The sequence below is a fragment of the Bradyrhizobium sp. AZCC 1588 genome (assembly GCF_036924735.1).
Taxonomy (GTDB): Bacteria; Pseudomonadota; Alphaproteobacteria; order Rhizobiales; family Xanthobacteraceae; genus Bradyrhizobium.
Map to the genome: position 1 here is coordinate 1532308 of NZ_JAZHSC010000001.1, position 21684 is coordinate 1553991.

A 21684-nucleotide genomic window follows, 5' to 3' on the forward strand; every position below is an offset into this window, starting at 1 on the left:
GATGCGCACGCATAGCTCGCATGAGCGCAGCGACATGCGGGAAAGCGGGCCATGAAAGTCCCGTATGCCGCTGCGCTCATCCGGGCTGTTCATGTTCTACGGTCCGAACCCCAGACCTTCTCCTCCGTCCAACCCAGCTCCGCGAATTCCGCCGCCCGCAACGGCGCTTCACCTGCCGAGAAGAACTCGTCGAGTTGGGGCGGGCTCACCGACGTGCCGCTCAGCATGCAGTGGGCCTGACCGCGATGGTGCACCTGGTGCTGAAACAAATGCAGCAGCAGGCGGTCCATTCGCTCGCGCTGGATGGAGGTGCCGCGATGCACGGAGACGATGCGCTGCAAGCCGGCGCCGTCGAGCGCTTCGACGACCTTGAGCAAACGCCGATCGACCGCGGCCTGCGCTTCTTTCAGCGCGGCGACCGTTGCGCAAGGCTCCTGATCCGCCCAGGCGGCCGGGCCGAGCGTGCCGCCTTCCATCGCATCGACGTAGAAGTGGTCGATGATCAGGATGTGGTTGAGCGTGGCGCGCACGCTTGGAAAGAAGCCGGTTCGCTTCGCGGTGAATTCATCCTGCGACAGCCCGAGACAGGCGGTGAGCAGCCGATGGTTTGCCCAGGCGTTGTTGTACGCCATGGCGCGGTAGGGAAGCATGTCGCTCATGTTGAGGGACTCATTGTAGCGTCATTGCGAGCGAAGCGAAGCAATCCATAGTGCCGCTTGCGGACCGATGGATGCTTCGTCGCTTCGCTCCTCGCAATGACGGCTGGCGATATCGTCGCTCCTACTCCGCCGCCAGCTGCGTCGGCGCTTCCAGCACTTCCAGCACCTTCGGCGGCGACATCGGCAGCGCGTAGAAACGCTTGCCCAGCGCGTTGTAGATGGCATTCGCCACCGCGGCCATCACGGGGACCAGCGGCACTTCGCCGACGCCCTTGACGCCTTGCGGGTGTTTCGGGTTCGGGATCTCGACCATGATGCAGTCGATCATCGGCAGGTCCGAGCAGACCGGCATGCGATAGTCGAGGAAGCCGGGGTTATCGACCTTGCCTTCCTTCGTGTAAATGTATTCCTCGTTCAGCGCCCAGCCGATGCCTTGCGCGACGCCGCCCTGGAGCTGGCCTTCGACATAGCCGGGGTGGATGGCGCGGCCGACATCCTGCACGGCGGTGTAGCGGATCACGCGCGCGATGCCGAGATCGACGTCGACCTCGACGTCGCAGACATGCGTGCCGAAGCCGCCGTCGGCGCCTTGGGTGTTGAGCTGCACGCCGGCCCCAATGGGCCCGCCCATCGCAGGCGCCTTCTCGGCGAGCTCTTCCAGCGTCAGCGGTTCGAACTGGCCGGCGTTCGGGCTCGCCGGATGCGCAGCACCATTCTCCCACTTCACCGCTTCGGGATCGATTTCCCAGATCTTGGCCGCGCGCTCGCGCAAGGTCTGGATGATCTTTTCGGTCGACTGCGTCACCACCATCGCCGAGGCGAACAGCACGCGGCTGCCGCCGGTCAAGTTGGAGAAACCGACCGTCTGGGTGTCGCCGATGATAACGGAGACGCGGCGGTAGTCGATGCCGAGCAGCTCGGCGCAGATATTGGCGATGCCGGCGCGCGAGCCGCCAATGTCAGGGTGCCCTGTCGTGACGACGACGTTGCCGTCTTCCGTGATGTTGACCTGCGCGGAAGATTCGCCGCCGGCGTTGAACCAGAAGCCGCTGGCGACGCCCCTGCCCCTTGGCTTGCCGTGTCCGTCGCCGAGCGGCGCGACATAGTGCGGCGAGTTCTTGGCTGCTTCCACCGTCTCGATATAGCCGATGCGCGGGAAGACCGGGCCGTGCGCGGCCTTCGTTCCTTCCTTGGCGGCGTTCTTCAGGCGGAAGTCGAGCGGGTCCATCTTCAAGGCTTCCGCGACTTCGTCGAGCACGCACTCCACCGCATAGGCGCCGATCGGCGCGCCCGGCGCGCGATAGGCCGCAACCTTGGAGCGGTTGGAGCAGACGTCGTAGCCTTCCGAGAGCAGGTTCGGAATGTCGTAGGGCGTGAAGCTGCACCCCGCCGCGCCGCGGATCGGCGAACCCGGGAAGGCGCCGGCCTGCAGATAGAAGGTGCCGTGCGCGGCGACGATCCTGCCGTCCTTGGTCGCGCCGATCTTTACCGTGCTCTTCGAGCCTGAGGTGGGGCCGGTCGCGCGCATCACTTCCTCGCGCGTCATCACCATCTTCACCGGGCGGCCGGATTTTTTCGCAAGCAGCGTCGCAAGCGGTTCGAGATAGACGATGGTCTTGCCGCCAAAGCCGCCGCCGATCTCCGCGGGAATCGCGCGGATGTCGCTCTGCGGGATGCCGGTGAGATAGGCCGTCATCGCGCGCACCATGAACTGGCCCTGGCTGGAGCTCCAGATCGTGGTCTTGCCGTCTGGCGCGACCGAGATCAGGCAGGCATGCGGCTCGATATAGCCCTGGTGCACCGGGCGCGTGGTGAAGGTGCGCTCGATGACGATGTCGGCCTGCTCAAAACCTCGTTCGATGTCGCCCTTCTTGTGCTCGAGGCGGCCGACGATGTTGGACGGCTTGCCGTCGAACTTGTTGAATTCGTGCAGGATCGGCGCATCTAGCTTGAGCGCGTCGTCAATCTCGATCGACCACGGCAACACCTCGTAGTCGACCTCGATCAGCTTGCAGGCTTCCTCGGCGATCGCTTCCGTGGTCGCGGCGACGGCCGCGATGGGGTGCCCGGGAAACAGCGCCTTGTCGCGCGCCATCACGTTGCGGCACATCCAGCGCATATCCTGGATGCCCAGCATGACCGCGCCCTTCTCGATCGGGAAATCGACGATGTCTTTCGAAGTAACGACGGCCTTGACGCCGGGCAGCTTCTCGGCCTTCGAGGCGTCGATCGACCGGATGCGCGCATGCGGATGCGGGCTGCGCAGCACCTTGCCCCAGATCATGCCGGGCATGGTGGTGTCGGCGGCGAACTGGGCGCGGCCGGTGACCTTGTCCATGCCATCCGGGCGAATGGTGCGCTGGCCGATCCACTTGTTGTTGGTGACGAGGTTCATTGGGCTGTCTCCCGAAAACTATTGCGCGCGCATTTCGGCAGCGGTTTCCATCACCGCGCGGACGATCTTGTCATAGCCGGTGCACCGGCAGAGATTGCCGGCGAGCCAGAAGCGGACTTCCTCCTCGCTCGGGTCCGGATTTTTCTTCAGCAGCGCGTCGGACGCGACCAGCATGCCCGACGTGCAGATGCCGCACTGAAGCGCGGCCATTTCGAGAAATTTTTGCTGCAGCGGATGCAGATGCTCGCCCTGCGCCAGGCCCTCGATGGTCCTGATGTCGTGACCCTCGGATTCCACGGCGAGCATCAGGCAGGAGCAGACCAGGCGGTCGTCGAGCGTGATCGAGCAGGCGCCGCAATCGCCTGAGGCGCAGCCTTCCTTGGAGCCGGTCAAGCCCAGCGGCCCGCGCAACGCGTCGAGCATGGTGTCTGATGGCTCGCACAGAAATTCCATCGGCTCGCCGTTGATTGATGTGGTGACGTGAACTTTGGCCATGAATTACTTTCCTTGCGCGCGTTGGGCGGCGATCGCGGCGGTGCGCTTGAGCAGCACGCCGGCCACCTTGATGCGATAGGCGATGGTGCCGCGCTTGTCGTCGATCGGGCGGCAGGCGGCGGAGCAGGCTGCTGCGGCCCTCGCCAGCGCGGCGTCGTCGAGCTTTGAGCCGATCAGCGCACTGGCGGCGTCTTCCACCAGCAGCACGGTCGGCGCCACCGCGCCCAAGCCGACGCGGGCTGATGTGACGGTGCCGTCCTTCATGGTGAGGCTGACGCCGCAGCCGACCACGGCGATGTCCATTTCGGTGCGCGGTATCATGCGCAGATAAGCATCGCTCGATCCGGGTGGGCGCGGCGGCAGCGTGAAGCTGACGAGGATTTCGCCGGGTTTTAAGTTGGTGCGGCCGGGGCCGGCGGGGACGTCCTCCACCTTCATCTCGCGGCGGCCATCCGGGCCTTGCACGGTGACGATGGCGCCGGCCGCGACCATCGCGGGCACGCTGTCGCCGGCGGGCGAGCCGTTGCAGAGATTGCCGCCGGCAGACGCCCGGCCCTGCACCTGCTTGGAACCGATCAGGTTGACGGCTTCGAGCACGCCGGGCCAGACCTTGCCGAAATTCTGGTGTTCGGCGAGCGCCATGCCGGAGACGGCGGCGCCAATGCGAAAGCCGCCGTCGGCGGTCTGTTCGATTGCCGTCAGCTCGGGGATTTTCTTGATGTCGACGATCACGCCGGGTTTGAGCGCGCCGGATCGCATCTGCACCAGAAGATCGGTGCCGCCGGCCAGGATGCGCGCCGCGCTGCCGGCTTTCGCAAATGCACCGACCGCTTCGTCAAGCGTATCAGGCGCCAAATATCGGAGTTCCGTCATGGTCTTCCGCCATCTCCCTCGTTCCGCCCGCCCCAGTGATTGTCGGCTCACCTTCAAAAGTCGGGCAGACCCTAAGCCTACACGGGGAAAAGCGGTTGGAACAGCCTGCGAGATCAGGTTGATACGGCAGGCTCCTATGCGCGTGACGGGCTTGCGCGGCGGATTGCTCCGAGGCGGGAGGCTGTAGGGTGGGCAAAGGCGCACTTGCGCCGTGCCCACCATATTGATTGAACTGGCCGGATTTGAAATGGTGGGCACGCGGAGCCTGTCATCGGGCGCGCATTCGCGCGACCCGGTGGCTTTGCCCACCCTACAATTCCTGCTCGCCGGTGACATTGATGCTGCTTCACAGATCCCTCGTTGCTGCCACGGCGTCCCTGTTTCTTTCATCTCTCGCCATCGCCCAACCAGTCCCCGCCCCAGCTCGTCCCGCACCGAGACCTGTGGTCGCACCGGCACCCGGTCAACAGCCCACTGCCGCCGCTCCGCGCGCACCCCGCGGCGCGGCCTGCCACAACGGCCTATCTTTCGAGCGCTTCCTGGCCGACCTCAAACAACAGGCCGCCGCGGAGGGCGTGTCGCAGCGCACGTTGGCCGAAGCGGCGCCCTACCTCGTCTATGACCAGGGCATCGTCAACCGCGACCGCGGCCAGCGCGTGTTCGGCCAGGTGTTCACCGAGTTCGCACGGAACAGGGCGTCCGATAGCGCGGCAAAAAATGCGCAGGCGCGAATCCGGATGCATGCGGCCGCGTTCAACCGCGCCGAGAAGGAATATGGCGTGCCGCCGGCCGTGATCGCCGCGTTCTGGGGGCTGGAGAGCAGTTTTGGCGCCGAGTTAGGCAATCTGCATACGCTGCGCTCGCTGGTGTCGCTGGCCTATGACTGCCGCCGCTCCGAGATGTTCAGCAAGGAAACCATCGCCGCGCTGAAGATCATCGACCGCGGCGATCTCACGGCAAGCGAGATGATCGGCGCATGGGCCGGCGAGCTCGGGCAGACGCAGTTCCTGGCGACGCACTACTTCAACTACGCGGTGGACTATGACGGCGACGGCCGCCGCAACCTGTTGCGGAGCGCGTCCGACGTGATCGGCTCGACCGCGAACTATATCGCCAACGGATTGAAATGGCGGCGCGGCGAGCCGTGGCTGCAGGAAGTGCGCGCGCCGCAAAATTTTCCGTGGGAGCAGGCTGACCTCACGACAAAACTGCCGCGCGCAAAGTTCGCGCAGCTCGGCGTCACCTATCCCGATGGCCGACCGCTGCCGAACGACGACCTGCCGGCCTCGCTGCTCTTGCCGATGGGCCGCACCGGACCGGCGTTTCTGGCCTATGCGAATTTCGCCGCCTATACCGAGTGGAACAACTCGCTGATCTATTCGACCACCGCCGCCTATCTCGCCAGCCGCATCGCCGGCGCGCCGCCGATGCGGCAGCCATCGGCGCCGGTCGCACAACTTCCGCTCAACGAGCTGAAGGAGCTGCAGCAGTTGTTGGTGCGCGCGGGCTACAATGTCGGCAAGGTCGACGGCATCATGGGCCAGTTGAGCCGTACGGCGGTGAAGGCGATGCAGATCAAATACGGCCTGCCGGCGGATTCCTGGCCGACGGCGGAATTGCTGGCGCGGATGCGCGGCCCCAGCGTCCAGGCGCAGCCCGCCGGCCTGGTGATGCCGGCGGCGCGGTAGCTCTTCGTCATTCCCCGCGAAGGGGGGAATCCAGTACGCCGCGGCTTATCTGCTCAATCTCAACTGCTCTGGAATACTGGATCGCCCGCCTTCGCGGGCGACGACAAGCTCAAATATTTGCTCGCAATCGAGTCGCTATAACGTTGCATTTTCCCGCGCGCCTCCCATCTCGAACAACACCTCATCCTCCCGAGGCACTATTCCACATCACGAAAAGAGCATCGCATGTCTTTCCACGACCTAACCGTGCCGGCCTTCCTGCAGATTCTCGGTAGCCTTTCCGGCCTGCTCAGCAAGGCGGAAGCGCACTGCAAGGCAAAGAACATTCAGCCCGAAGTACTGCTCAATGCCAGGCTTTACCCGGACATGTATCCGCTGACACGCCAGGTGCAGACTGCCTGCGATTTTGCCGCGAAAACCTGCGCGCGCCTCACCGGCAGCGAAGTGCCGTCCACGCCGGACACCGAAAAGAGCTTTGAGGAATTGCAGCAGCGGATCGCGAAAACTACCGATTATGTGAAGGCGTTCAAGCCGGCGCAGTTCGAGGGCGGCGAGACGCGGGAGGTGACCTTCCCGATCGGTCCCAGCAACACCATGACGATGAAGGGCCAGCAATATCTCGTCAATTTCGCCTTCCCGAATTTTTACTTCCACGCCGCCACCGCGCACGGCATTTTGCGCCACAACGGCGTGGAAATCGGCAAGCGGGATTTTCTCGGAGTTAGGTAATCGTCAGCGCAAAGCGGCCCAGCTCGCGCGCAAGGTTATCGCGAGCCTGGCCGTCATATCTTGCGGCAAAGGCCGGATCGGGAAGGATCACCGGCCGCGCGGCGAACTGGCCGAGCACTCTGGCGCGGCCGGCGCGATAGCCAGCGTCCGGCACGTGGATGAACTCCTGCCGGATCGCGGCGGCGTAAGCATCGTAGCGCGCGGGCTCCGCGCCGAGAATACTGAGGTCGATCGAGATCAAAATGGCGCCCAGGCGATCCTCGGGCCGGACATCGTGTGTCTTTGTCAGGCGGATCAGGCGGGCCACTTCCGCTCCGATATCCCCGTGGACGCGCTGCTCGGCCAGCCGCGCGCTGAGCTCTTCATTGTCCGAACGGGTCGGGTCGTAGATGACATCGTGCCACCAGATCGCCTCGGTCAGGATTTCGCGCTCGCGCTCCGATAGATTGTCGACGCGCGCGAGCGCAGCGAGACAGTCTTCGATGTGCGTGAGGTTGTGGTAGTGGCGGCTAGGTACCGTGTAGGCGGTGATCAGTTCTTCGCGGTTCATCGCAAGGCTCCGCGTCCCTGCCGTAGGGTGGGCAAAGGCGCGAAGCGACGTGCCCACCATCTAACACGCTGATCGAAATGGTGGGCACGCTGCGCTTTGCCCACCCTACAAGTCCTACCGCATCGTGATCGCCAGCCCGCTGAGATCGGCGTTCGCCATCAAGCCGACCTGGTGCCCGGTCAATTCCAGCACCGCGCCCTTCTGGTTGGTGAGCACGATCGCACGCGCGCCGCGGCCGACCGCCAGGCCCGCGCCGGCTGCGCCGTAGACGCCCGCGACATCGGAGGGGCGCCAGATGTTGCTGACGCGACCCCGCAGCACCGTCTTCGATCCGCCGAACACCAGGCCGTAGTCGAGCCCGCCGGTTGACAGCGGATAGCGTCGCCCGTGAAAATTCAGAACACCGCTGCCGCCGGAGCCGCCGATGATCCATCCCGCCTTGTAGATCGTGAGCTGCACGAAGCCTTCGTCGGCACGCGCGGCGGAGGACAGCGTGACGCTGGCGAAGGCCGCAAACGCGAGCACGGTGGCGCGAACGGCGGATGGCATGTTCATGGATCGTATCTCCAGAAGGCTTGCAAATCGGAAAAGTGTCAGGCGCGGCGCAGGTTGAGTCGCAACTATCGGATTGTATCCAATCGGCGCAAGGGGCAAAGCATATTCAGGCCCTGCGCGACGCACTCTGTGCCGACCCGCGCCGCGCACCCGACACAATTTCATCACGATTGCACGAACAAAAAATTGCGGCCCTGTGAACCGCATTACTGTCACAGCAACCGTAACCCGCTATTTCGTATCGGGCGAATTTCCCTGACGGGCGGGACCTTCAAACCTATCGGCGGGTCGTGAAGCGCGTGCGCCGCTGCCTTTCCAGCGAGGCAGCGGCGCGTTAGGCTTCAAGGCACCGAACCATCCACGAGGTGTCCCATGCCCCCGATCCAGCATTTTGCGCCGCCTGCCGGCGTCAAGGCCCCGCCGCTATCGTTCGCAACACGTGTCGGCGATTTGCTGTTCATCTCGGGCATTCCGGGCTTTGACGACAAGGGCGCGCTGGCCGATGGTTTCGAGGCGCAATTCGGTTTCGTCGTCGCCAATATCAAGCGCGTGCTCGACGAGGCCGGCGCGACGTTTCGCGATCTGGTCAAGGTCAACGTGCTGCTGACGCGCGCATCCGACGTCGCCACGATGAACGTGCTGTATGCGTCGGCGTTCGGGCCAGCGCCCTACCCCGCCCGCACCACCTGCGTGGTGCAGGCGCTGCCCGACCCGAAGATGCTGATCGAGATCGAAGCTGTTGCCTCACTGACGAAGGCGTGAGGTGCGGATTAGCGACAGCGTAATCCGCCAATCTCCCGATCGTCGGTGGGACCTCACTGCTTCGGCATGGTTTCCGTCAGCGCATTGCCGACGAAATCGGCGGCATGGCGATAGGCCGCATCGTTGTCACCGCGGAACGTCACAGTTCGCCGCATCAACAGTTTCTCGGCTTCGAGATCGAGCAACTGGATTTCGCCCCATTGCACCAGCGTGCTCATCTTGCGGATGCCGCCATAGACCACGAGCCGCGCGCCGGCCTTGCGCGCGGCGGCGATGAAGACGTCCTGCGACATGCTGGTGGCGGTGCAGGGGTGATCGGGGCATTCGATCGGCACCACGCGATAACCGCCCTGCGCCGCGAGATTATCGCGCAGCAACGCGGCAAACGACGCCACGCGGGCGCGATGCTCCGCGCTCTGGTCCACGACTTCGCCGGAGGTATCGAAATAATCGAAATCCGCTACCGCGACCGCGATCGGCGCGGCGGCCGGCGATCCGCTCGATGCAAGCGACAATGCGCCTAGCGCGCAGAGCATCGTCAGCACGGGGCCCGCGCCATTGCGTCGGCGTGAGACGCGCCATCCGGTTGCCGTTTGCATCATGCCTGGCCTCCTTCAACTCCGACGTCGGCATTGCTCTGCTGCCGACGGGAGCAAATTGTAACCGACATGTGTAGGGTGGGCAAAGGCGCGCAGCGCCGTGCCCACCTTATCTTATGTCTTCGGCGATGGTGGGCACGCTGTCGCTTTGCCCACGCTACGAAATCGTCCCTCTCCCACCTTGTACAAGCGGGCGCGCTTGCTATCCTCTGGCAAAACCAAACAAGAGGAAACGCGCCATGCCACTTCTCCAAAATCACATCGCCGTCATCACCGGCGCAGGTTCCGGTATCGGACGCGCGATTGCGAGCGGCTATGCACGGGAGGGCGCGCGGGTCGTGCTGCTCGACAGGGACGAGAACGCGGTAGCAGAAGCGGCAAAGGAAGTCCGCGACGCCGGCGGCAATGCGGACAGCTTTGCGCTCGACGTCAGCAAGCGCGAGGATTGCGTCGCGATGGCGAAGCAGATCGCCGATAAGGTCGGCCAGGTCTCGATCCTCGTCAACAATGCCGGCATCGTCCGCCGCAACGGCATGCTGGGCGCGGCAGAGGCCGTGATCAGCGACTGGGAAGACATTATCGCGATCAACCTCACCGGCGTCTTCAACGTGACGCACGCCTTTCTCGAACCCTTGCGCGCGAGCAAGGGGCGCATCGTCAACATCGGCTCGATCCAGTCCTTCGTGCATGTGCGCACGCCGAGCTCGCCGGCCTATACCGCCTCCAAGCACGGCGTGCTCGGTTTCACCAAGGCGCTCGCCGCCGAACTCGGCAAGGAAGGCGTCCGCGTCAATGCAATCGGCCCCGGCTTCATCGCAACGCCATTGAACGCCAGTGCCCGCGCCAACAATCCGGAACTGGTGAAGACCTTCATGGATCACACACCGCTCGGTCGGCCCGGCACCGCGGAGGACATCGTCGGTCCCGCCATTTTCCTCGCGTCCGATCTGTCGGCTTACGTCTCCGGGTCGATCGTGATGGTCGACGGTGGCTATCGGGCGGTGTGAGGTTATCATGTCCAACGCCCCGCATTTCGACATCGACGTCCCCGCCTTCTGGACCGATCCCTACCCCGCGCTGGCGAAGATGCGGAAGGAGACGCCGATCGCGTTCGTGCCGCAGCTCGGCTCGACCGTGTTTACCCGGCGTGACGACATCTTCACCCAGGAGAAGCGCATCGACGTGTTCTCCTCGCATCAGCCGAACGGGCTGATGAACGTGCTGATGGGCCACAACATGATGCGCAAGGACGGCGAAGCGCACATGACGGAGCGGCAGGCGATGTTTCCCGCGGTGTCGCCGCGCACGGTGCGCGACACCTGGATCCGGCAGTTTCAGGCCCACGCCGACCGCATCCTTGATGAGCTCGTGCCGCAAGGCTCCACCGATCTCTGCAAGGCGTTCGCGCTGCCGCTATCGGCCGAATGCTTAAAAGACGTCACCGGGCTGACCAACATGCGCTACCAGGACATGGACGCATGGTCGCAGGCGATGATCGACGGCATCGCCAATTACACCGGCAACAGGGAGGTCGAGGCGCGCTGCCATGCCGCGACCGCCGGCATTGATGCTGCGATCGACGACATGATCTCGGTGGTGAGGAAATACCCCAACACCTCGATCCTGAGCGTGCTGCTGGCTTCAGGCCAAAACATGGAAAGCATCCGCGCCAACATCAAGCTTGCGATCTCCGGCGGCCAGAACGAGCCGCGCGATGCGATATCGGGCGCGACCTGGGCCTTGCTGACGCACCCTGAGCAGCTCGCGCTGGTGCGCGAGGGCAAGGCAAAATGGATCGACGTGTTCGAGGAATATGCGCGCTGGATCGCGCCGATCCAGATGTCGCCGCGCCGCGTCGCTAAACCGTGGACGTATCACGGCGTCGACTTCGAACCGGAGGACCGCGTGTTCTTCATGTTCGGATCGGCCAACCGCGACGAGGCCTGTTTCAACGACCCCGATCGTTTCGACATCACGCGCGATACGCAAAAGAGCATCGCCTTCGGCGCCGGCCCGCATTATTGCGCCGGCGCGTTTGCCTCTCGCGCGATGGTGGCCGACGTCGCGTTGCCGAGCCTGTTCGCGCGGCTGAAAGGCCTGCGGCTGGACGAGCGCGAACCGGTGCGGATCGGCGGCTGGGCGTTTCGGGGGTTGCTCAATCTTCCGGTGAGGTGGGATGCGAACTAGCGTGTCTCTGCCGCGCAGGCATCAATCGGGCGGCAAGAGCCGCATGCGGCGGAACGACCAATGCATCGCGCGGTACCAGAAATAGCCGGCCAGCGCGCCGCAAACCGAGAGAATGATGATATTGGCGGGATGATACTCGCCGCTCCACCACAACATTCCGCCGACCCAGAAGATGGTGAAGAAGATGGCGCCGAGCTTCAAACGCTTCGCCTGATCCATGACATCCCTCCGACGGCCGACATCCGATGCCATCATGGACGCCACTGCATCGCCGCACCGTGAGGTGCATCACGCCGCACCGGACTCGGACGGCCATGAACCCATGCTCGGCTTGGCACCCATCCGACTAATTCAGTGTGAATAGACCAAGCGCGGCGCGAACATCGCGCAAAGTGGCATCGGTTATTTCCCGCGCTCGCGCAGTGCCACGCTTGACGACTTGCAGCACATAGCCGGGATCACGAGTGAATGCGCGGCAACGGTCTCGGATTGGCGCGAGAAGTGCCTGCAGCACGTCATCCAGACGTTTTTTCACAATGCTGTCTCCCAAACCGCCACGGACATAGCGTGCCTTCAAATCCTCAACCGCAACGTGATCTTCGTCGAACGCATCCAGGTACTTGAAAACCACGTTGCCTTCGACGCGACCTGGGTCGGATGCCTTTATATGGTTTGGATCAGTGAACATACGCCGGACAGCCTCACATATTTCATCGGCCGTGGCTGATAGCTGGATAGCGTTGCCCTGCGACTTGCTCATTTTGGCTTTGCCGTCGATGCCGGGAAGGCGTCCGACGCGAGGAATAAGCGCGCGGGCTTCGGGCAACACGTCAACACCAGCTTGGCGATTGATGCGCCGAACGATCTCATTGGTTTGCTCGATCAATGGAGCTTGGTCTTCCCCAACCGGAACAATCGTCGCTTTGAAACCGGTGATGTCGGCGGCCTGGGCGACGGGATAGCAGAGAAAGCCTGCTGGAATATCTCTGCCAAAACCTCGCGCCTGGATTTCGTCCTTTATGGTCGGGTTGCGCTCAAGCCGGGCCACCGTGACATAGTTCATGTACAGCAGGGTCAAATCGGCAAGTGCCGGGAGATGCGATTGAAGGCAGATCGTGGTCAGGTTCGGGTCGATCCCGGCAGCCAGGTAGTCTGTCGCGATCCCAAGGACATTGTCACGCAGCCGACCAGGATTGTGCGCGTTGTCCGTGAGTGCCTGGGCATCCGCCAGCAGCAGGTACTGCTGGTGCGTCGTCTGTAGGGTGACGCGGTTCTTCAACGAACCGACGTAGTGCCCCAGGTGCAATGGGCCGGTGGTTCTGTCGCCGGTCAAGATAACAGGGCGGGTGGCTGACGAGTGTTGCATCGCGGTTCTCCAGATAAGAACCGCCGTTCAATCGGACTGTTGATGCAGCAACCTCGCAAGCCGATGAACGGCGGCGACGGTTGGGTGAATGACAAAGCCGTGCCGCTCCTAAGTGGAGCGCCACCACAAGTTCGCGAACGTGATCACGACGGCAGTCATGCGGCCGATATTGACGAAACTCCCGAGGAAAGCAAGCCGGCTTGATGTCTCAACGTGCCCCAGCAGCAGTCATGGCACGCATCCCGATTGGAAGCGGCGGTCGCTGAGGAGAGCGCCACCGACGTGCGTGAGCGCGGCGATAACCCCTCTCGCCATAAATTGACCGGGTCACAAAAGGAAAGGCGTTGATCAATTTCGCCGCCGGCAACTGGGCCGTCAGCGCGAGAGCTGTGGTGCGGCGGGAGGCGGCGGGCGAGGCACCGACGATGACGGAACGGCCGATGATTGCGCCTTGGGTTGCGGAGGTTTGGGCTGCGGGATGGAGGCCGCCTGTTGGGCCGGGGCCGGAGGCGTGGATGACATCTTCTGTCTGATGTCCTCCTCAACGGCCTTTAGTGCCGCAATGTTCTGGGCCATCTGTTCTTGCTTGGCAGCGAGTTGTTCTACGCTGCGCCGCACGACATCGAGATTGGACGCCAAGGGCGCAAGGTGCTGCATCGGGTCAGTGGAAGTTGCGGCCACGACTGGCGACTTCGTCGTCGAAACCGATAACACCCAGGCCAGCGCTGGAGCCCGGGCTACCAGCATCTCCTTTGCTGCATCACCGTAGGACTGCCAGCCAAGCGTGGCGCCGACACCGATGAGAACCGCAATAGAGAAGCGGGTAAGGCTGCGGAATATTCGCCTGCCAATCGACGGCCGGCCGCTCGCCAGCGGCCCCTCCCCGAAGCGGTAGTGATGGGGAGGATCGATCGACGGCTTCATGCGCCGTCTACCAATGCGCTGATCGGATCGAACGTCCGGATCGCGCGCAAGCCCGCCGGACGAAGGTTCTTCGGCTGTCAGTGGTGGGCTTTGCGAGTATAACATTGGTACCTCCACCGACGGCTCTTCCAAATTCTTGAGGGAAGAGGCGATCCTGGTTTGACGGAAGGGAGGCAGGAGCGCAGCGGCCCTAGGGCGTTTGTGAGATCGTCGCACGACAAGAGACTCGACTTGTTTGAAGGTCGGTCAAACATCAATCGTTAGGCCGGCTCATCGCGCAACCCGTGCGTGTCGGCTACGGCAGGGTCACAGTAACGTGCTTGATCGGCGTCCGGTCATGCCCCTACCCAAACCGCGCCCGCGAGCGCTCCCTCGCCTTCTCGGCCTCGACCTCGCGGTCGCGCGGCGGCGCATTGGTCTGCAGCGAGGCGAGCAGACGCCGCGCGCTGTCGGAGACTTCGGAAACCGCGCGGTTGAACGCCTCGGCGTTCGCCTGCGAGGGCGAATTGAAGCCGGAGAGCTTGCGCACGAATTGCAGCGCGGAGGCATGGATCTCCGCATGCGTGGCCGGGGGCTCAAAATTGAACAGGGTCTTGATGTTGCGGCACATGGTTCTCTCTTCTGCAGAGGTCTTCGATCAAGGACGAACGGCCGGTGCAAAATCCGACAGCGTGGCTTATTCTGTCATGAATCTAGCGGCGCGTTCACCCCTGTCGGCACCTGCAAGCAGCGAGTTCCCGATGCCCCACGTGACCTACAAGATCGTCGAACATGACGGCGGCTGGGCCTACACCGTCAACGGCGTGTTTTCCGAGCCGTTTCCGAACCGCGCCACGGCGCTGGCAGCCGCCCGGCGCGCAGCCGCCGAGCAGCGGGTGCCCGGCCGCACCGAGGTGATCGAATACGAAACCGATGATGGAAAATGGCGCTCGGAGACCGCCGCCGGCAATGACCGGCCGGAAACCGAAGTGGAAGGTTAGTGCGTTGTTCGGCGGTCTGGTGTGCTAGGTTCCCTGCCAAGCGGTCCGCAAAGACGGCCGCAGCTTTGGGGAGACCATGATGAATTTTTCGCACGCCGCCTTTTCGGCCGCCGCATTGGCCCTGACCACCGTCACTGCTTTCGCAGCCGACTATCCCACACCGAAGCAGGGCGACTGGATCGCCAAGAATTTCAAATTCCATACCGGCGAGACGCTGCCGGAGCTGCGGTTGCACTACACCACGATCGGCGAGCCGACCGGTCAGCCGGTGCTGGTGCTGCACGGCTCGGGCGGCTCAGCGGCCAGCATGCTGACGGCAGCATTCGGCGGCGAGTTGTTCGGCCCCGGCCAGCCGCTGGATGCAACGAAGTACTACATCATCATTCCCGATAGCGTCGGCCACGGCAAATCGTCAAAGCCTTCCGACGGCATGAAGACGGCGTTTCCGAAATACAATTACGAGGACATGGTCGACGCGCAGCATCGCCTGGTCACGGAAGGCCTCGGCGTAAAGCATCTGCGGCTCGTCATAGGCAATTCGATGGGCGGCATGCACACCTGGATCTGGGGCGGCAAATATCCAAAGTTCATGGACGCGCTGGTGCCGATGGCCTCGCAACCGACCGAGATGGCGGCGCGCAACTGGATGCTGCGGCGGATGATGCTGGAGACCATCAAGAACGATCCCGATTACAATCGCGGCAATTACATCACCCAGCCACGCATGATGAAGTACGCCATCAACGCCTTCGGCATTGCGACCGGCGGCGGCACGCTGGCCTATCAGGCGCTGGCGCCGACGGCGGCGAAAGCCGACAAGATGGTCGACGACCGGCTGGCAACCGCTGTTACCACTGATGCCAACGACTTCATCTACCAGTGGGAAGCCTCGCACGATTACAATCCGGCGCCTTCGCTCGAGAAGATCGAAGCCACGCTGCTCTTGATCAATGCCGCCGACGACGAGCGCAATCCGCCGGAAACCGGCGTCACCGAGGCGGCGATGAAGCGCGTCAAGAACGGACGCATGTTCCTGATCCCGGCCTCCAGCGAGACACGCGGCCATCTCACCACCGGCAATGCGAAGTTCTATAAAAAGGAGCTGCAGGAGTTGCTGCTGAGCGCGCCGCAACGGGCGATGTAGAGCCCAGAGAAGAACGTGCGGTGTCAACCAGCCGCTTTCGCCGGCCCCGCACTCGCGCCTTTCGATGCGGCGGAGAGCATCACGGCAAGGCTGATTTCCGCGTCGGCAGGCGCGTCTTCGCAACGCTCGGCCATCCCGACGACCGCCGGGGCATGGTGAAGCCGTGATCTCGCACCGCATCAATTCGGCGCTGAAAATGGCGCGTCTACGACTTCGGACCACGCTGCGGCGCCGCCTCGACATACTCGATGTCCGCCCCGAAATGCTTCAGGACCGCTTCCAGGGTCCTGATGTCCCCGGCGCCCGCGTTGGCAACGGTGTAAATCGACGCGAGCTTCGGCCGCTTCTGCCCGGGAAAAAGGTGATGGGCGTCAAAGTTCGCCCGGCGCAGCGCCTCGATGATCTCGAGACGCCGGGCGTCACTCGCTTTCTCGCGAATTTTGAACTGGACCGACATTCCCGGATGTTAGTCGTTGCCGACGTCTATTCAAGGCAATGCCGGTCAGCGCTTCCTCGCCTTTTTGGCCTTCCCCTTCCGCGATTTTCCCGCGGTCTTCTTCCTTCCGAGCGCAGCCGCGAGATCCAGGAGCCCCGCGCCGTATTCCTGCGTGAACTTTTTCTTCTTCATGGCGGGAAGTTTCCTGGCGGTCGACGTCAGGCGCTTGACGACGGCGTCGGAAGCGGCCCTCGACTTCACGGCGTCGCCATACACCAGCGCGGCGCAACCCGCGACATGCGGCGTCGCCATGGAGGTACCCGGCCAGGAATCGTAATCGGTGGCGCTCGCAAAGCTTGCCTTGATGCGCGGCACGGTCGAGAGGATGTTGACGCCGGGAGCGACCAGCCCGATATGCGGCCCGGTGCAGGAGAACGAGGCCCGTTTGTCGGTCTCGTCGACCGCGCCGACGCCCAGCGCCCCCTTATAAGCGGCCGGGAACTCCTTCGGATTGCCCTCTTCGAATTCGTTGCCCATCGCGGCGGCGACCACCACGCCGGCGTCCGCCAACTCCCGAAAGATCGCCGCCTCGGCCCGGGAATGCTCGGTGCCGCCGATGCTGAGGTTCACGACCTTGATCTCCGAGTCGAGCGCTGCGGCGAGCGCCTTGCTGTAGAACTCGAAGTTGAAGTTCTGGTCGGTGCCTTGCTCGGGGTCGTCAAAGATCTTCCAGCAGTGCAGCCGGCAATTCGCGACGCCGGCTATACCGACGGAATTGTTGACGAGCGCAGCAATGGTGCCCGCAACATGCGTGCCGTGGCCAAGGAAGTCTCGCGCGTTATTTCCGTCGTGATGATAGGCCTCGATGGATTTCTTCAGGTCGGGATGCCCTTCATCGATCCCGCTGTCCAGCACGGCAACGTGAATTTTCGCGGCATCGGGATGTGTACCATCGAACCAGCGGATCGCGCGCAGTCCCCATTGTCGATTGATCATGGGATCTGCGGCGCTGAGCCACCGGTTCGGCACCGGCTCGACCAGGTCGATGGCCTTCGACGCACGCAGCCGCTTCATCATGGCGGGCGTCACTTTGCGGTCCTTGACGTCGACGAGTTGGAAGCCTGTGAGGGATCGCCGCGGTGGCCGGCTGGACGATGCCGCGAGTGACCCATGCACCGCGGCAAGCGCCATCACGCCGGACCGCGGCCCCACTGTCGGTGCGTCGGGCACAAACAGCGGCTTGACGGCGGACAGCCCGGCCTCGTTCCGCAAGAACTCCAACGGGCCCGTGACCTCGTCCGGCATGGCGCGTGCCGCCATGCGTGCGGTTGCCGTCGCCGCAAGCGGACTTGCCGCGACCTGCCTTACCGCCGAAGTCTTGAAGCGAATGATCAGTTGGCCCGGGACATGTTTGCTCTGGCTGGATTCACGTAACTCGGCGCGCCGGGGCGCGCCTCCCGCGGATGCAACCCGCTGCATGTGTTTTGTCGCCATGTTCGGATCCTTGTTCAAATATCATTTAAAAATAACGCGCGTGATGCGCGAAACATTCTCACCCTCTACCTAAGATGCGTCAAGCGAATTGCCCGCTTGTGTCCGCCCGATCAGGCCGGTTTGATTTCGCATCGCATCAATCCGCAGCCGCGCCGTTCGCATATTATTTGAGCGTGCATCCGCAAGCGGGCTCCGCTTGAATTGTCCTTGCATAACGAATCGTGGCGGCGTGCGTCCTGCGACGACAACACAAACGAAAGCGGAGGATCGGATGCGAAGGCTCGTGTCATTCGCCTTGCTCGTCTGCCTTTCGGTGCTGGCCGGCGCAGCGCTCGCCGTCGACAGGGGCCAGTACGACCACGTGCCGCCTAATATCCGCGCCTGGTTCAAGAGCGTGATCGCGCCGAACGGCGTACCCTGTTGCGATATTTCCGACGGCCATCGCACCAGCTACGACGTTCGCGGCGGCGCCTATTGGGTGCCGATCGAGGGCCAATGGATGCAGGTGCCCGAGCGCGCGGTCATTCGCGACCAGGGCAACCCGATCGGCGAGGCCGTGGTGTGGTACGTGCATCATCGCGGCAGCATCATCATTAGCTGCTTCGTGCCGGCGGACGCGGTCTAGTTCAAGATGACGGTGGCACCGGCGGATGATAATCTCTCCGCAAAATCGAAAGGAGCCGCCCTTGTCCGATCTTGCCCGTTCTGACCTCGCCACGATCTATCCCGCTCCCACGCCGCGCGTGGTCGCCAAGGCGCGGCCGGAGATCGACGCCCACGCGAAAAAATTCATCGGCATGTCGCCGTTCTGCGTGCTGGCGACTTCAGGCTCGGACGGCAGCGTCGATGCGTCGCCGCGCGGCGGCAATCCCGGCTTCGTCCATGTTGCGGGACCGAACCTCTTGTTGATGCCGGACCGCTCGGGCAACAACCGGATCGACAGTTTTCGCAATATCGTCGAGGGATCAGGCTTCGTGCAGTTGATCTTCTTCGTGCCCGGGATCGACGAGACGCTGCGCGTCGGCGGCAAGGGCAAGCTGTCTGTCGATCCGGAGCTGATGGCGTCGATGATCGAATTCGGCAAGCCGCCACGCGCGGTGCTGCATATCGACGTCAGGGAAGCCTATTTCCACTGTGGCAAGGCGCTGATGCGCTCGAAACTGTGGGCGGCTACGCAGGTCGAGCGCTCGGTGATGCCGAGCATCGGCGAGGTGATCCACGATCAGACCGGCCTTGGCGAGCGCGAAAGCCAGGCGGAGATCTACGAGCGCTACAAGACGCAGTTGTAGGGAAGATCACCCTCCCCTGGAGGGGGAGGGTCGACGCGAAGCGGCGGGGTGGGGTGACGGTCTATCCTCCCGATCAGTGCCCAAGTGGAGAGATCACCCCACCCCGTCTCGCATTCGCTTCGCTCATACGAGCCGACCCTCCCCCTCCAGGTGAGGGTAAGAAGTCAGTCCCCGTTCTCGAGGCCGCCGACGTGCTTTTGCGTATAGAGCTCGAGGCCGATGCGCTGGATCAGGTCAAGCTGGGTTTCGAGGAAATCGATGTGATGTTCCTCATCCTTCATCACGCTCTCGAACAGGTCGCGAGAGACGTAATCCTTGACGCCATGGCAGAAGGTTGCGGCTTCCTGATAGAGCGCGCGCGCGGTCATCTCGGTTGCGAGATCGCATTCGATGATTTCCCTGACGTTCTGGCCGATGCGGAGCGGATCGAGCACCTGCATGTTGGGAAAGCCGTCGAGGAACAAAATCCGGTCGGTGAACTTGTCGGCGTGCTCCATCTCCTCGATGGATTCCTTGCGCCAGACCTTGGCAAATTCCAGAAGGCCCCAATTGTTCAGCAGCCGATAGTGCAGCCAGTACTGATTGATCGCGGTGAGCTCGCTGCGCAGGCCCTTGTTGAGATAGTCGATGACCTTGGGATCGCCCTGCATGGGTCCACTCCAATTTCCTCAGGCCGACGCGGCCTGACACTGTATTTAGAACGCTTCTAAATCAGTTTGGAGCCAAGAGCAACTGTTCCGCGCAAAAATGCGGTGGGAACCGGGGAAATCGGGGAAGTTCGAAGGGATTTCAGACGGATTTCAGCAGGCTGCGAGGGCGAAGGCCGCAGCGGTTTCCTGCGCCGGCTCGTCGTTGGCGGCCTGACGCGTGTGCGGACAACCGTCGCAGCACTCCTTGGCGCAGGCGCCGAGCGCTTCGTCGATGATGGTCTTGATGGTGCGCGCGCAGCGGCCGCATTCGGCGCTGCAGCCAAGACAGCCGTAAATCTGCTTGGGATTTCGCGGCAGGTCCGAAGCTGCAGTCACAGCATTACGGACATCGTGGTCGCTCAACACGTTGCAGGAACAGACGATCATGAAACCGGTAGAACCCTTGGTGATGCCTGCTCATCGATATGGAAGAGAGCTGCGAGATGCAAAAGGAAAAGCCGCATTTTCAAGCAATTCCAAACTGATGCCGGGGAATTACTGGAATGAATCTAAAAAGCGGTGTTGCGGTAAATCAAATGGGCGCTGATTTCCCGGTGTTTCCGGCATTCAGGCGCCGCCACTGCCGCCGCCGTTGCACTGCCTCCTCCGCTCAAGCCGGCCAACATGAATACCGCCATTCCGCTCATCATCGTTGTGTCTGCGTTTTCGAGAAAAAGAAGAGCATCTCGGTATCGTCGCACCGTGACCTGCCTCACTTCCCGTTTCGTCGCCCCCGCCCTTGCGCGGCCGTTCATTGATCATTCAAGCGAAATGTGGAACTTTGCCGGGACGGAACTTAACGTCGTTTGCTCCTCGAGAAAGGTGAGCCATGAAGAAGACATTGATGGCGCTCGGTGCCGCCGCCGCGTTGACCATTTCGGCTGTGGCTGTTCCCGCTCCTGCCCAGGCGCAGCGTGGCGTTGCCGCGGGCGTCGCAGCCGGATTGATCGGCGGCGCCATTGTCGGCGGCGCGATTGCTTCGCAGAACGGCTACTATTACGGCCCAGGCTATTATGAGCCCGGCTATGGCGGTCCGGCCTATGTCGTCGATCCCGGCTACGGCGAGTCCTGCATCTGGCAGCGGCAGCGGTTCTGGGATGGCTATGGCTGGCGGGTCCGCAACGTCAGGGTCTGCGACTAGAGCCTTGTCCGTTTCGATGAAATCGAAACGGGGCTCTAGATCCTTATTTTGACGCGTTTTCTTAACGCGAACCGGTTTCCACCCACGGATCAAGTCCGAGGGCATGCTTCGCTCGAAAACGCTCTAGCAGCCGTTCATCTTCATTAAAGTTGCGCTCAAAACCCCGGAAAAGCAGTGCTTTTCCGGGGTGCATGCGATTTCCGGCCCGAAAAAGACCGTTTTTTTCGGCGACCGTTTGAAGACGTTTACTTTCGATTGACCCATGTGCGCTTTTTTAGCGGAGCGGCAGTTCGAAACAGCGTGTGAGTCATCCCCTAAACCCGGCGCCCGAAGGCGTCACTCCAGGAGAGCCCAAGACATGAAGAAGACATTTGCTGCCTTCGTCGCGGTCGCAACGATTGCCGGTTCGCTTGCCTCGACGCCCGCGAGCGCACAGCGTGGCGTTGCCGCAGGCGTGGCGGCCGGCTTGCTCGGCGGCGCGATCATCGGTGGTGCGATCGCCTCCAGCCGCCCGGCCTACGGCGGCCCGGTGTACGTGGAAGAAGCGCCCTACCCGGCGTGCCGCATGGTTCGCGAGCGGTTCTGGGACGGCTACGACTGGCGCTATCGCCGCGTCGAGGTCTGCAACTGATCTGACCGATTGGCGCGCGAGATACGCGTGTTGATCCAAAAGCCCGGCCGATATCTCGGCCGGGCTTTTTGTTTGGGCTACCCTCCCCTGGAGGGGGA

Annotated in this window: 26 protein-coding genes; 11 read left to right on the top strand and 15 right to left on the bottom strand. The window is 63.0% G+C overall.

From position 1 onward, the window contains the following. Positions 1-89: 89 nt before the first annotated feature. The 4 genes from V1277_RS07130 to V1277_RS07145 all read right to left on the bottom strand — a co-directional run bounded on the left by V1277_RS07130 (position 90) and on the right by V1277_RS07145 (position 4422). On the bottom strand, positions 90-650 hold the full coding sequence (locus V1277_RS07130) for a DinB family protein (RefSeq protein ID WP_442894565.1): 561 nt from the start codon (positions 648-650) through the stop codon (positions 90-92). A 130-nt stretch (positions 651-780) separates the two neighbouring features. Beyond that, the gene (locus V1277_RS07135) at positions 781-3054 is read right to left on the bottom strand and encodes a xanthine dehydrogenase family protein molybdopterin-binding subunit (protein WP_334415583.1); all 2274 of its coding nucleotides are present in this window, start codon (positions 3052-3054) and stop codon (positions 781-783) included. 18 nt (positions 3055-3072) lie between these two features. Beyond that, the gene (locus V1277_RS07140; protein ID WP_334415584.1) at positions 3073-3549 is read right to left on the bottom strand and encodes a (2Fe-2S)-binding protein; all 477 of its coding nucleotides are present in this window, start codon (positions 3547-3549) and stop codon (positions 3073-3075) included. Positions 3550-3552: 3 nt separating this feature from the next. Continuing rightward, positions 3553-4422: an FAD binding domain-containing protein gene (locus V1277_RS07145; RefSeq protein WP_334415585.1), complete on the bottom strand. Its 870-nt coding sequence runs from the start codon at positions 4420-4422 to the stop codon at positions 3553-3555. 338 nt (positions 4423-4760) lie between these two features. Between V1277_RS07145 and V1277_RS07150 the strand changes: the two genes are divergently transcribed. After that, on the top strand, positions 4761-6110 hold the full coding sequence (locus V1277_RS07150) for a lytic murein transglycosylase (RefSeq protein WP_334415586.1): 1350 nt from the start codon (positions 4761-4763) through the stop codon (positions 6108-6110). Positions 6111-6335: 225 nt separating this feature from the next. Further along, positions 6336-6839: a DUF1993 domain-containing protein gene (locus V1277_RS07155; protein WP_334415587.1), complete on the top strand. Its 504-nt coding sequence runs from the start codon at positions 6336-6338 to the stop codon at positions 6837-6839. Here the strand turns inward: V1277_RS07155 and V1277_RS07160 are convergent. Both V1277_RS07160 and V1277_RS07165 read right to left on the bottom strand, forming a co-directional pair. Further along, on the bottom strand, positions 6832-7389 hold the full coding sequence (locus V1277_RS07160; protein WP_334415588.1) for an HD domain-containing protein: 558 nt from the start codon (positions 7387-7389) through the stop codon (positions 6832-6834). The genes V1277_RS07155 and V1277_RS07160 overlap by 8 nt on opposite strands. A gap of 114 nt (positions 7390-7503) precedes the next feature. Beyond that, entirely contained in the window at positions 7504-7944 is a 441-nt protein-coding gene (locus V1277_RS07165; protein WP_334415589.1) for a hypothetical protein, read from the bottom strand. Positions 7945-8316: 372 nt separating this feature from the next. On the opposite strand from V1277_RS07165, the gene V1277_RS07170 reads away from it, so the two are divergent. Further along, a complete protein-coding gene (locus V1277_RS07170; RefSeq protein WP_334373556.1) occupies positions 8317-8706 on the top strand; it encodes a RidA family protein in 390 nt (129 codons plus the stop codon). A gap of 53 nt (positions 8707-8759) precedes the next feature. Here the strand turns inward: V1277_RS07170 and V1277_RS07175 are convergent, their stop codons facing one another. Further along, positions 8760-9308 (bottom strand): DUF2380 domain-containing protein, encoded by a 549-nt coding sequence (locus V1277_RS07175; RefSeq protein WP_334415590.1) that lies wholly within the window; start codon positions 9306-9308, stop codon positions 8760-8762. A gap of 236 nt (positions 9309-9544) precedes the next feature. Between V1277_RS07175 and V1277_RS07180 the strand changes: the two genes are divergently transcribed. Both V1277_RS07180 and V1277_RS07185 read left to right on the top strand, forming a co-directional pair. Then, on the top strand, positions 9545-10312 hold the full coding sequence (locus V1277_RS07180) for an SDR family NAD(P)-dependent oxidoreductase (RefSeq protein ID WP_334415592.1): 768 nt from the start codon (positions 9545-9547) through the stop codon (positions 10310-10312). A 7-nt stretch (positions 10313-10319) separates the two neighbouring features. Beyond that, positions 10320-11492, top strand: coding sequence for a cytochrome P450 (locus tag V1277_RS07185; protein ID WP_334415593.1), 1173 nt, complete (start codon positions 10320-10322; stop codon positions 11490-11492). A 21-nt stretch (positions 11493-11513) separates the two neighbouring features. Here the strand turns inward: V1277_RS07185 and V1277_RS07190 are convergent, their stop codons facing one another. From V1277_RS07190 to V1277_RS07205, 4 genes are all read right to left on the bottom strand, one after another. Next, positions 11514-11711 (bottom strand): hypothetical protein, encoded by a 198-nt coding sequence (locus V1277_RS07190; protein WP_334415594.1) that lies wholly within the window; start codon positions 11709-11711, stop codon positions 11514-11516. A gap of 127 nt (positions 11712-11838) precedes the next feature. Further along, entirely contained in the window at positions 11839-12858 is a 1020-nt protein-coding gene (gene trpS, locus V1277_RS07195; protein WP_334415595.1) for a tryptophan--tRNA ligase, read from the bottom strand. Between the two features lie 375 nt (positions 12859-13233). Continuing rightward, entirely contained in the window at positions 13234-13782 is a 549-nt protein-coding gene (locus V1277_RS07200; RefSeq protein ID WP_334415596.1) for a hypothetical protein, read from the bottom strand. A 343-nt stretch (positions 13783-14125) separates the two neighbouring features. Continuing rightward, positions 14126-14392 carry a DUF2277 domain-containing protein gene (locus tag V1277_RS07205; RefSeq protein ID WP_334373547.1) on the bottom strand — a complete coding sequence of 89 codons (267 nt, stop codon included), beginning with the start codon at positions 14390-14392 and terminating at the stop codon, positions 14126-14128. A gap of 130 nt (positions 14393-14522) precedes the next feature. Here V1277_RS07205 and V1277_RS07210 point away from each other — a divergent pair, with 130 nt between their 5' ends. Together V1277_RS07210 and V1277_RS07215 are read left to right on the top strand one after the other, a co-directional pair. Beyond that, positions 14523-14762 carry a DUF2188 domain-containing protein gene (locus V1277_RS07210; protein ID WP_065744474.1) on the top strand — a complete coding sequence of 80 codons (240 nt, stop codon included), beginning with the start codon at positions 14523-14525 and terminating at the stop codon, positions 14760-14762. A gap of 79 nt (positions 14763-14841) precedes the next feature. Then, the gene (locus tag V1277_RS07215; RefSeq protein ID WP_334415597.1) at positions 14842-15906 is read left to right on the top strand and encodes an alpha/beta fold hydrolase; all 1065 of its coding nucleotides are present in this window, start codon (positions 14842-14844) and stop codon (positions 15904-15906) included. Positions 15907-16111: 205 nt separating this feature from the next. Here V1277_RS07215 and V1277_RS07220 read toward each other — a convergent pair whose 3' ends face one another. Further along, positions 16112-16363: a hypothetical protein gene (locus V1277_RS07220; RefSeq protein WP_334373543.1), complete on the bottom strand. Its 252-nt coding sequence runs from the start codon at positions 16361-16363 to the stop codon at positions 16112-16114. Between the two features lie 45 nt (positions 16364-16408). After that, positions 16409-17836 carry a S8 family peptidase gene (locus tag V1277_RS07225; protein WP_334415598.1) on the bottom strand — a complete coding sequence of 476 codons (1428 nt, stop codon included), beginning with the start codon at positions 17834-17836 and terminating at the stop codon, positions 16409-16411. A 271-nt stretch (positions 17837-18107) separates the two neighbouring features. Here V1277_RS07225 and V1277_RS07230 point away from each other — a divergent pair, with 271 nt between their 5' ends. Continuing rightward, entirely contained in the window at positions 18108-18461 is a 354-nt protein-coding gene (locus V1277_RS07230; RefSeq protein ID WP_334415599.1) for a hypothetical protein, read from the top strand. A 25-nt stretch (positions 18462-18486) separates the two neighbouring features. Beyond that, a complete protein-coding gene (locus tag V1277_RS07235) occupies positions 18487-19125 on the top strand; it encodes an MSMEG_1061 family FMN-dependent PPOX-type flavoprotein (RefSeq protein WP_442894454.1) in 639 nt (212 codons plus the stop codon). A gap of 164 nt (positions 19126-19289) precedes the next feature. Here the strand turns inward: V1277_RS07235 and bfr are convergent, their stop codons facing one another. Beyond that, on the bottom strand, positions 19290-19775 hold the full coding sequence (gene bfr / locus V1277_RS07240) for a bacterioferritin (RefSeq protein ID WP_334373536.1): 486 nt from the start codon (positions 19773-19775) through the stop codon (positions 19290-19292). Between the two features lie 150 nt (positions 19776-19925). Then, on the bottom strand, positions 19926-20201 hold the full coding sequence (locus V1277_RS07245) for a (2Fe-2S)-binding protein (protein WP_334415601.1): 276 nt from the start codon (positions 20199-20201) through the stop codon (positions 19926-19928). A gap of 442 nt (positions 20202-20643) precedes the next feature. On the opposite strand from V1277_RS07245, the gene V1277_RS07250 reads away from it, so the two are divergent. Next, on the top strand, positions 20644-20955 hold the full coding sequence (locus V1277_RS07250; RefSeq protein ID WP_334415602.1) for a hypothetical protein: 312 nt from the start codon (positions 20644-20646) through the stop codon (positions 20953-20955). Between the two features lie 358 nt (positions 20956-21313). Further along, positions 21314-21586: a hypothetical protein gene (locus tag V1277_RS07255; protein ID WP_065744450.1), complete on the top strand. Its 273-nt coding sequence runs from the start codon at positions 21314-21316 to the stop codon at positions 21584-21586. Positions 21587-21684: the final 98 nt, after the last annotated feature.

Bases quoted from the DNA above. Each gene is read 5' to 3' on its own strand.
- V1277_RS07130 (WP_442894565.1), bottom strand. From the start codon at position 650: ATGCTTCCCTACCGCGCCATGGCGTACAACAACGCCTGGGCAAACCAT.
- V1277_RS07135 (WP_334415583.1), bottom strand. From the start codon at position 3,054: ATGAACCTCGTCACCAACAACAAGTGGATCGGCCAGCGCACCATTCGC.
- V1277_RS07140 (WP_334415584.1), bottom strand. From the start codon at position 3,549: ATGGCCAAAGTTCACGTCACCACATCAATCAACGGCGAGCCGATGGAA.
- V1277_RS07145 (WP_334415585.1), bottom strand. From the start codon at position 4,422: ATGACGGAACTCCGATATTTGGCGCCTGATACGCTTGACGAAGCGGTC.
- V1277_RS07150 (WP_334415586.1), top strand. From the start codon at position 4,761: ATGCTGCTTCACAGATCCCTCGTTGCTGCCACGGCGTCCCTGTTTCTT.
- V1277_RS07155 (WP_334415587.1), top strand. From the start codon at position 6,336: ATGTCTTTCCACGACCTAACCGTGCCGGCCTTCCTGCAGATTCTCGGT.
- V1277_RS07160 (WP_334415588.1), bottom strand. From the start codon at position 7,389: ATGAACCGCGAAGAACTGATCACCGCCTACACGGTACCTAGCCGCCAC.
- V1277_RS07165 (WP_334415589.1), bottom strand. From the start codon at position 7,944: ATGAACATGCCATCCGCCGTTCGCGCCACCGTGCTCGCGTTTGCGGCC.
- V1277_RS07170 (WP_334373556.1), top strand. From the start codon at position 8,317: ATGCCCCCGATCCAGCATTTTGCGCCGCCTGCCGGCGTCAAGGCCCCG.
- V1277_RS07175 (WP_334415590.1), bottom strand. From the start codon at position 9,308: ATGATGCAAACGGCAACCGGATGGCGCGTCTCACGCCGACGCAATGGC.
- V1277_RS07180 (WP_334415592.1), top strand. From the start codon at position 9,545: ATGCCACTTCTCCAAAATCACATCGCCGTCATCACCGGCGCAGGTTCC.
- V1277_RS07185 (WP_334415593.1), top strand. From the start codon at position 10,320: ATGTCCAACGCCCCGCATTTCGACATCGACGTCCCCGCCTTCTGGACC.
- V1277_RS07190 (WP_334415594.1), bottom strand. From the start codon at position 11,711: ATGGATCAGGCGAAGCGTTTGAAGCTCGGCGCCATCTTCTTCACCATC.
- trpS (WP_334415595.1), bottom strand. From the start codon at position 12,858: ATGCAACACTCGTCAGCCACCCGCCCTGTTATCTTGACCGGCGACAGA.
- V1277_RS07200 (WP_334415596.1), bottom strand. From the start codon at position 13,782: ATGAAGCCGTCGATCGATCCTCCCCATCACTACCGCTTCGGGGAGGGG.
- V1277_RS07205 (WP_334373547.1), bottom strand. From the start codon at position 14,392: ATGTGCCGCAACATCAAGACCCTGTTCAATTTTGAGCCCCCGGCCACG.
- V1277_RS07210 (WP_065744474.1), top strand. From the start codon at position 14,523: ATGCCCCACGTGACCTACAAGATCGTCGAACATGACGGCGGCTGGGCC.
- V1277_RS07215 (WP_334415597.1), top strand. From the start codon at position 14,842: ATGAATTTTTCGCACGCCGCCTTTTCGGCCGCCGCATTGGCCCTGACC.
- V1277_RS07220 (WP_334373543.1), bottom strand. From the start codon at position 16,363: ATGTCGGTCCAGTTCAAAATTCGCGAGAAAGCGAGTGACGCCCGGCGT.
- V1277_RS07225 (WP_334415598.1), bottom strand. From the start codon at position 17,836: ATGGCGACAAAACACATGCAGCGGGTTGCATCCGCGGGAGGCGCGCCC.
- V1277_RS07230 (WP_334415599.1), top strand. From the start codon at position 18,108: ATGCGAAGGCTCGTGTCATTCGCCTTGCTCGTCTGCCTTTCGGTGCTG.
- V1277_RS07235 (WP_442894454.1), top strand. From the start codon at position 18,487: ATGATAATCTCTCCGCAAAATCGAAAGGAGCCGCCCTTGTCCGATCTT.
- bfr (WP_334373536.1), bottom strand. From the start codon at position 19,775: ATGCAGGGCGATCCCAAGGTCATCGACTATCTCAACAAGGGCCTGCGC.
- V1277_RS07245 (WP_334415601.1), bottom strand. From the start codon at position 20,201: ATGATCGTCTGTTCCTGCAACGTGTTGAGCGACCACGATGTCCGTAAT.
- V1277_RS07250 (WP_334415602.1), top strand. From the start codon at position 20,644: ATGAAGAAGACATTGATGGCGCTCGGTGCCGCCGCCGCGTTGACCATT.
- V1277_RS07255 (WP_065744450.1), top strand. From the start codon at position 21,314: ATGAAGAAGACATTTGCTGCCTTCGTCGCGGTCGCAACGATTGCCGGT.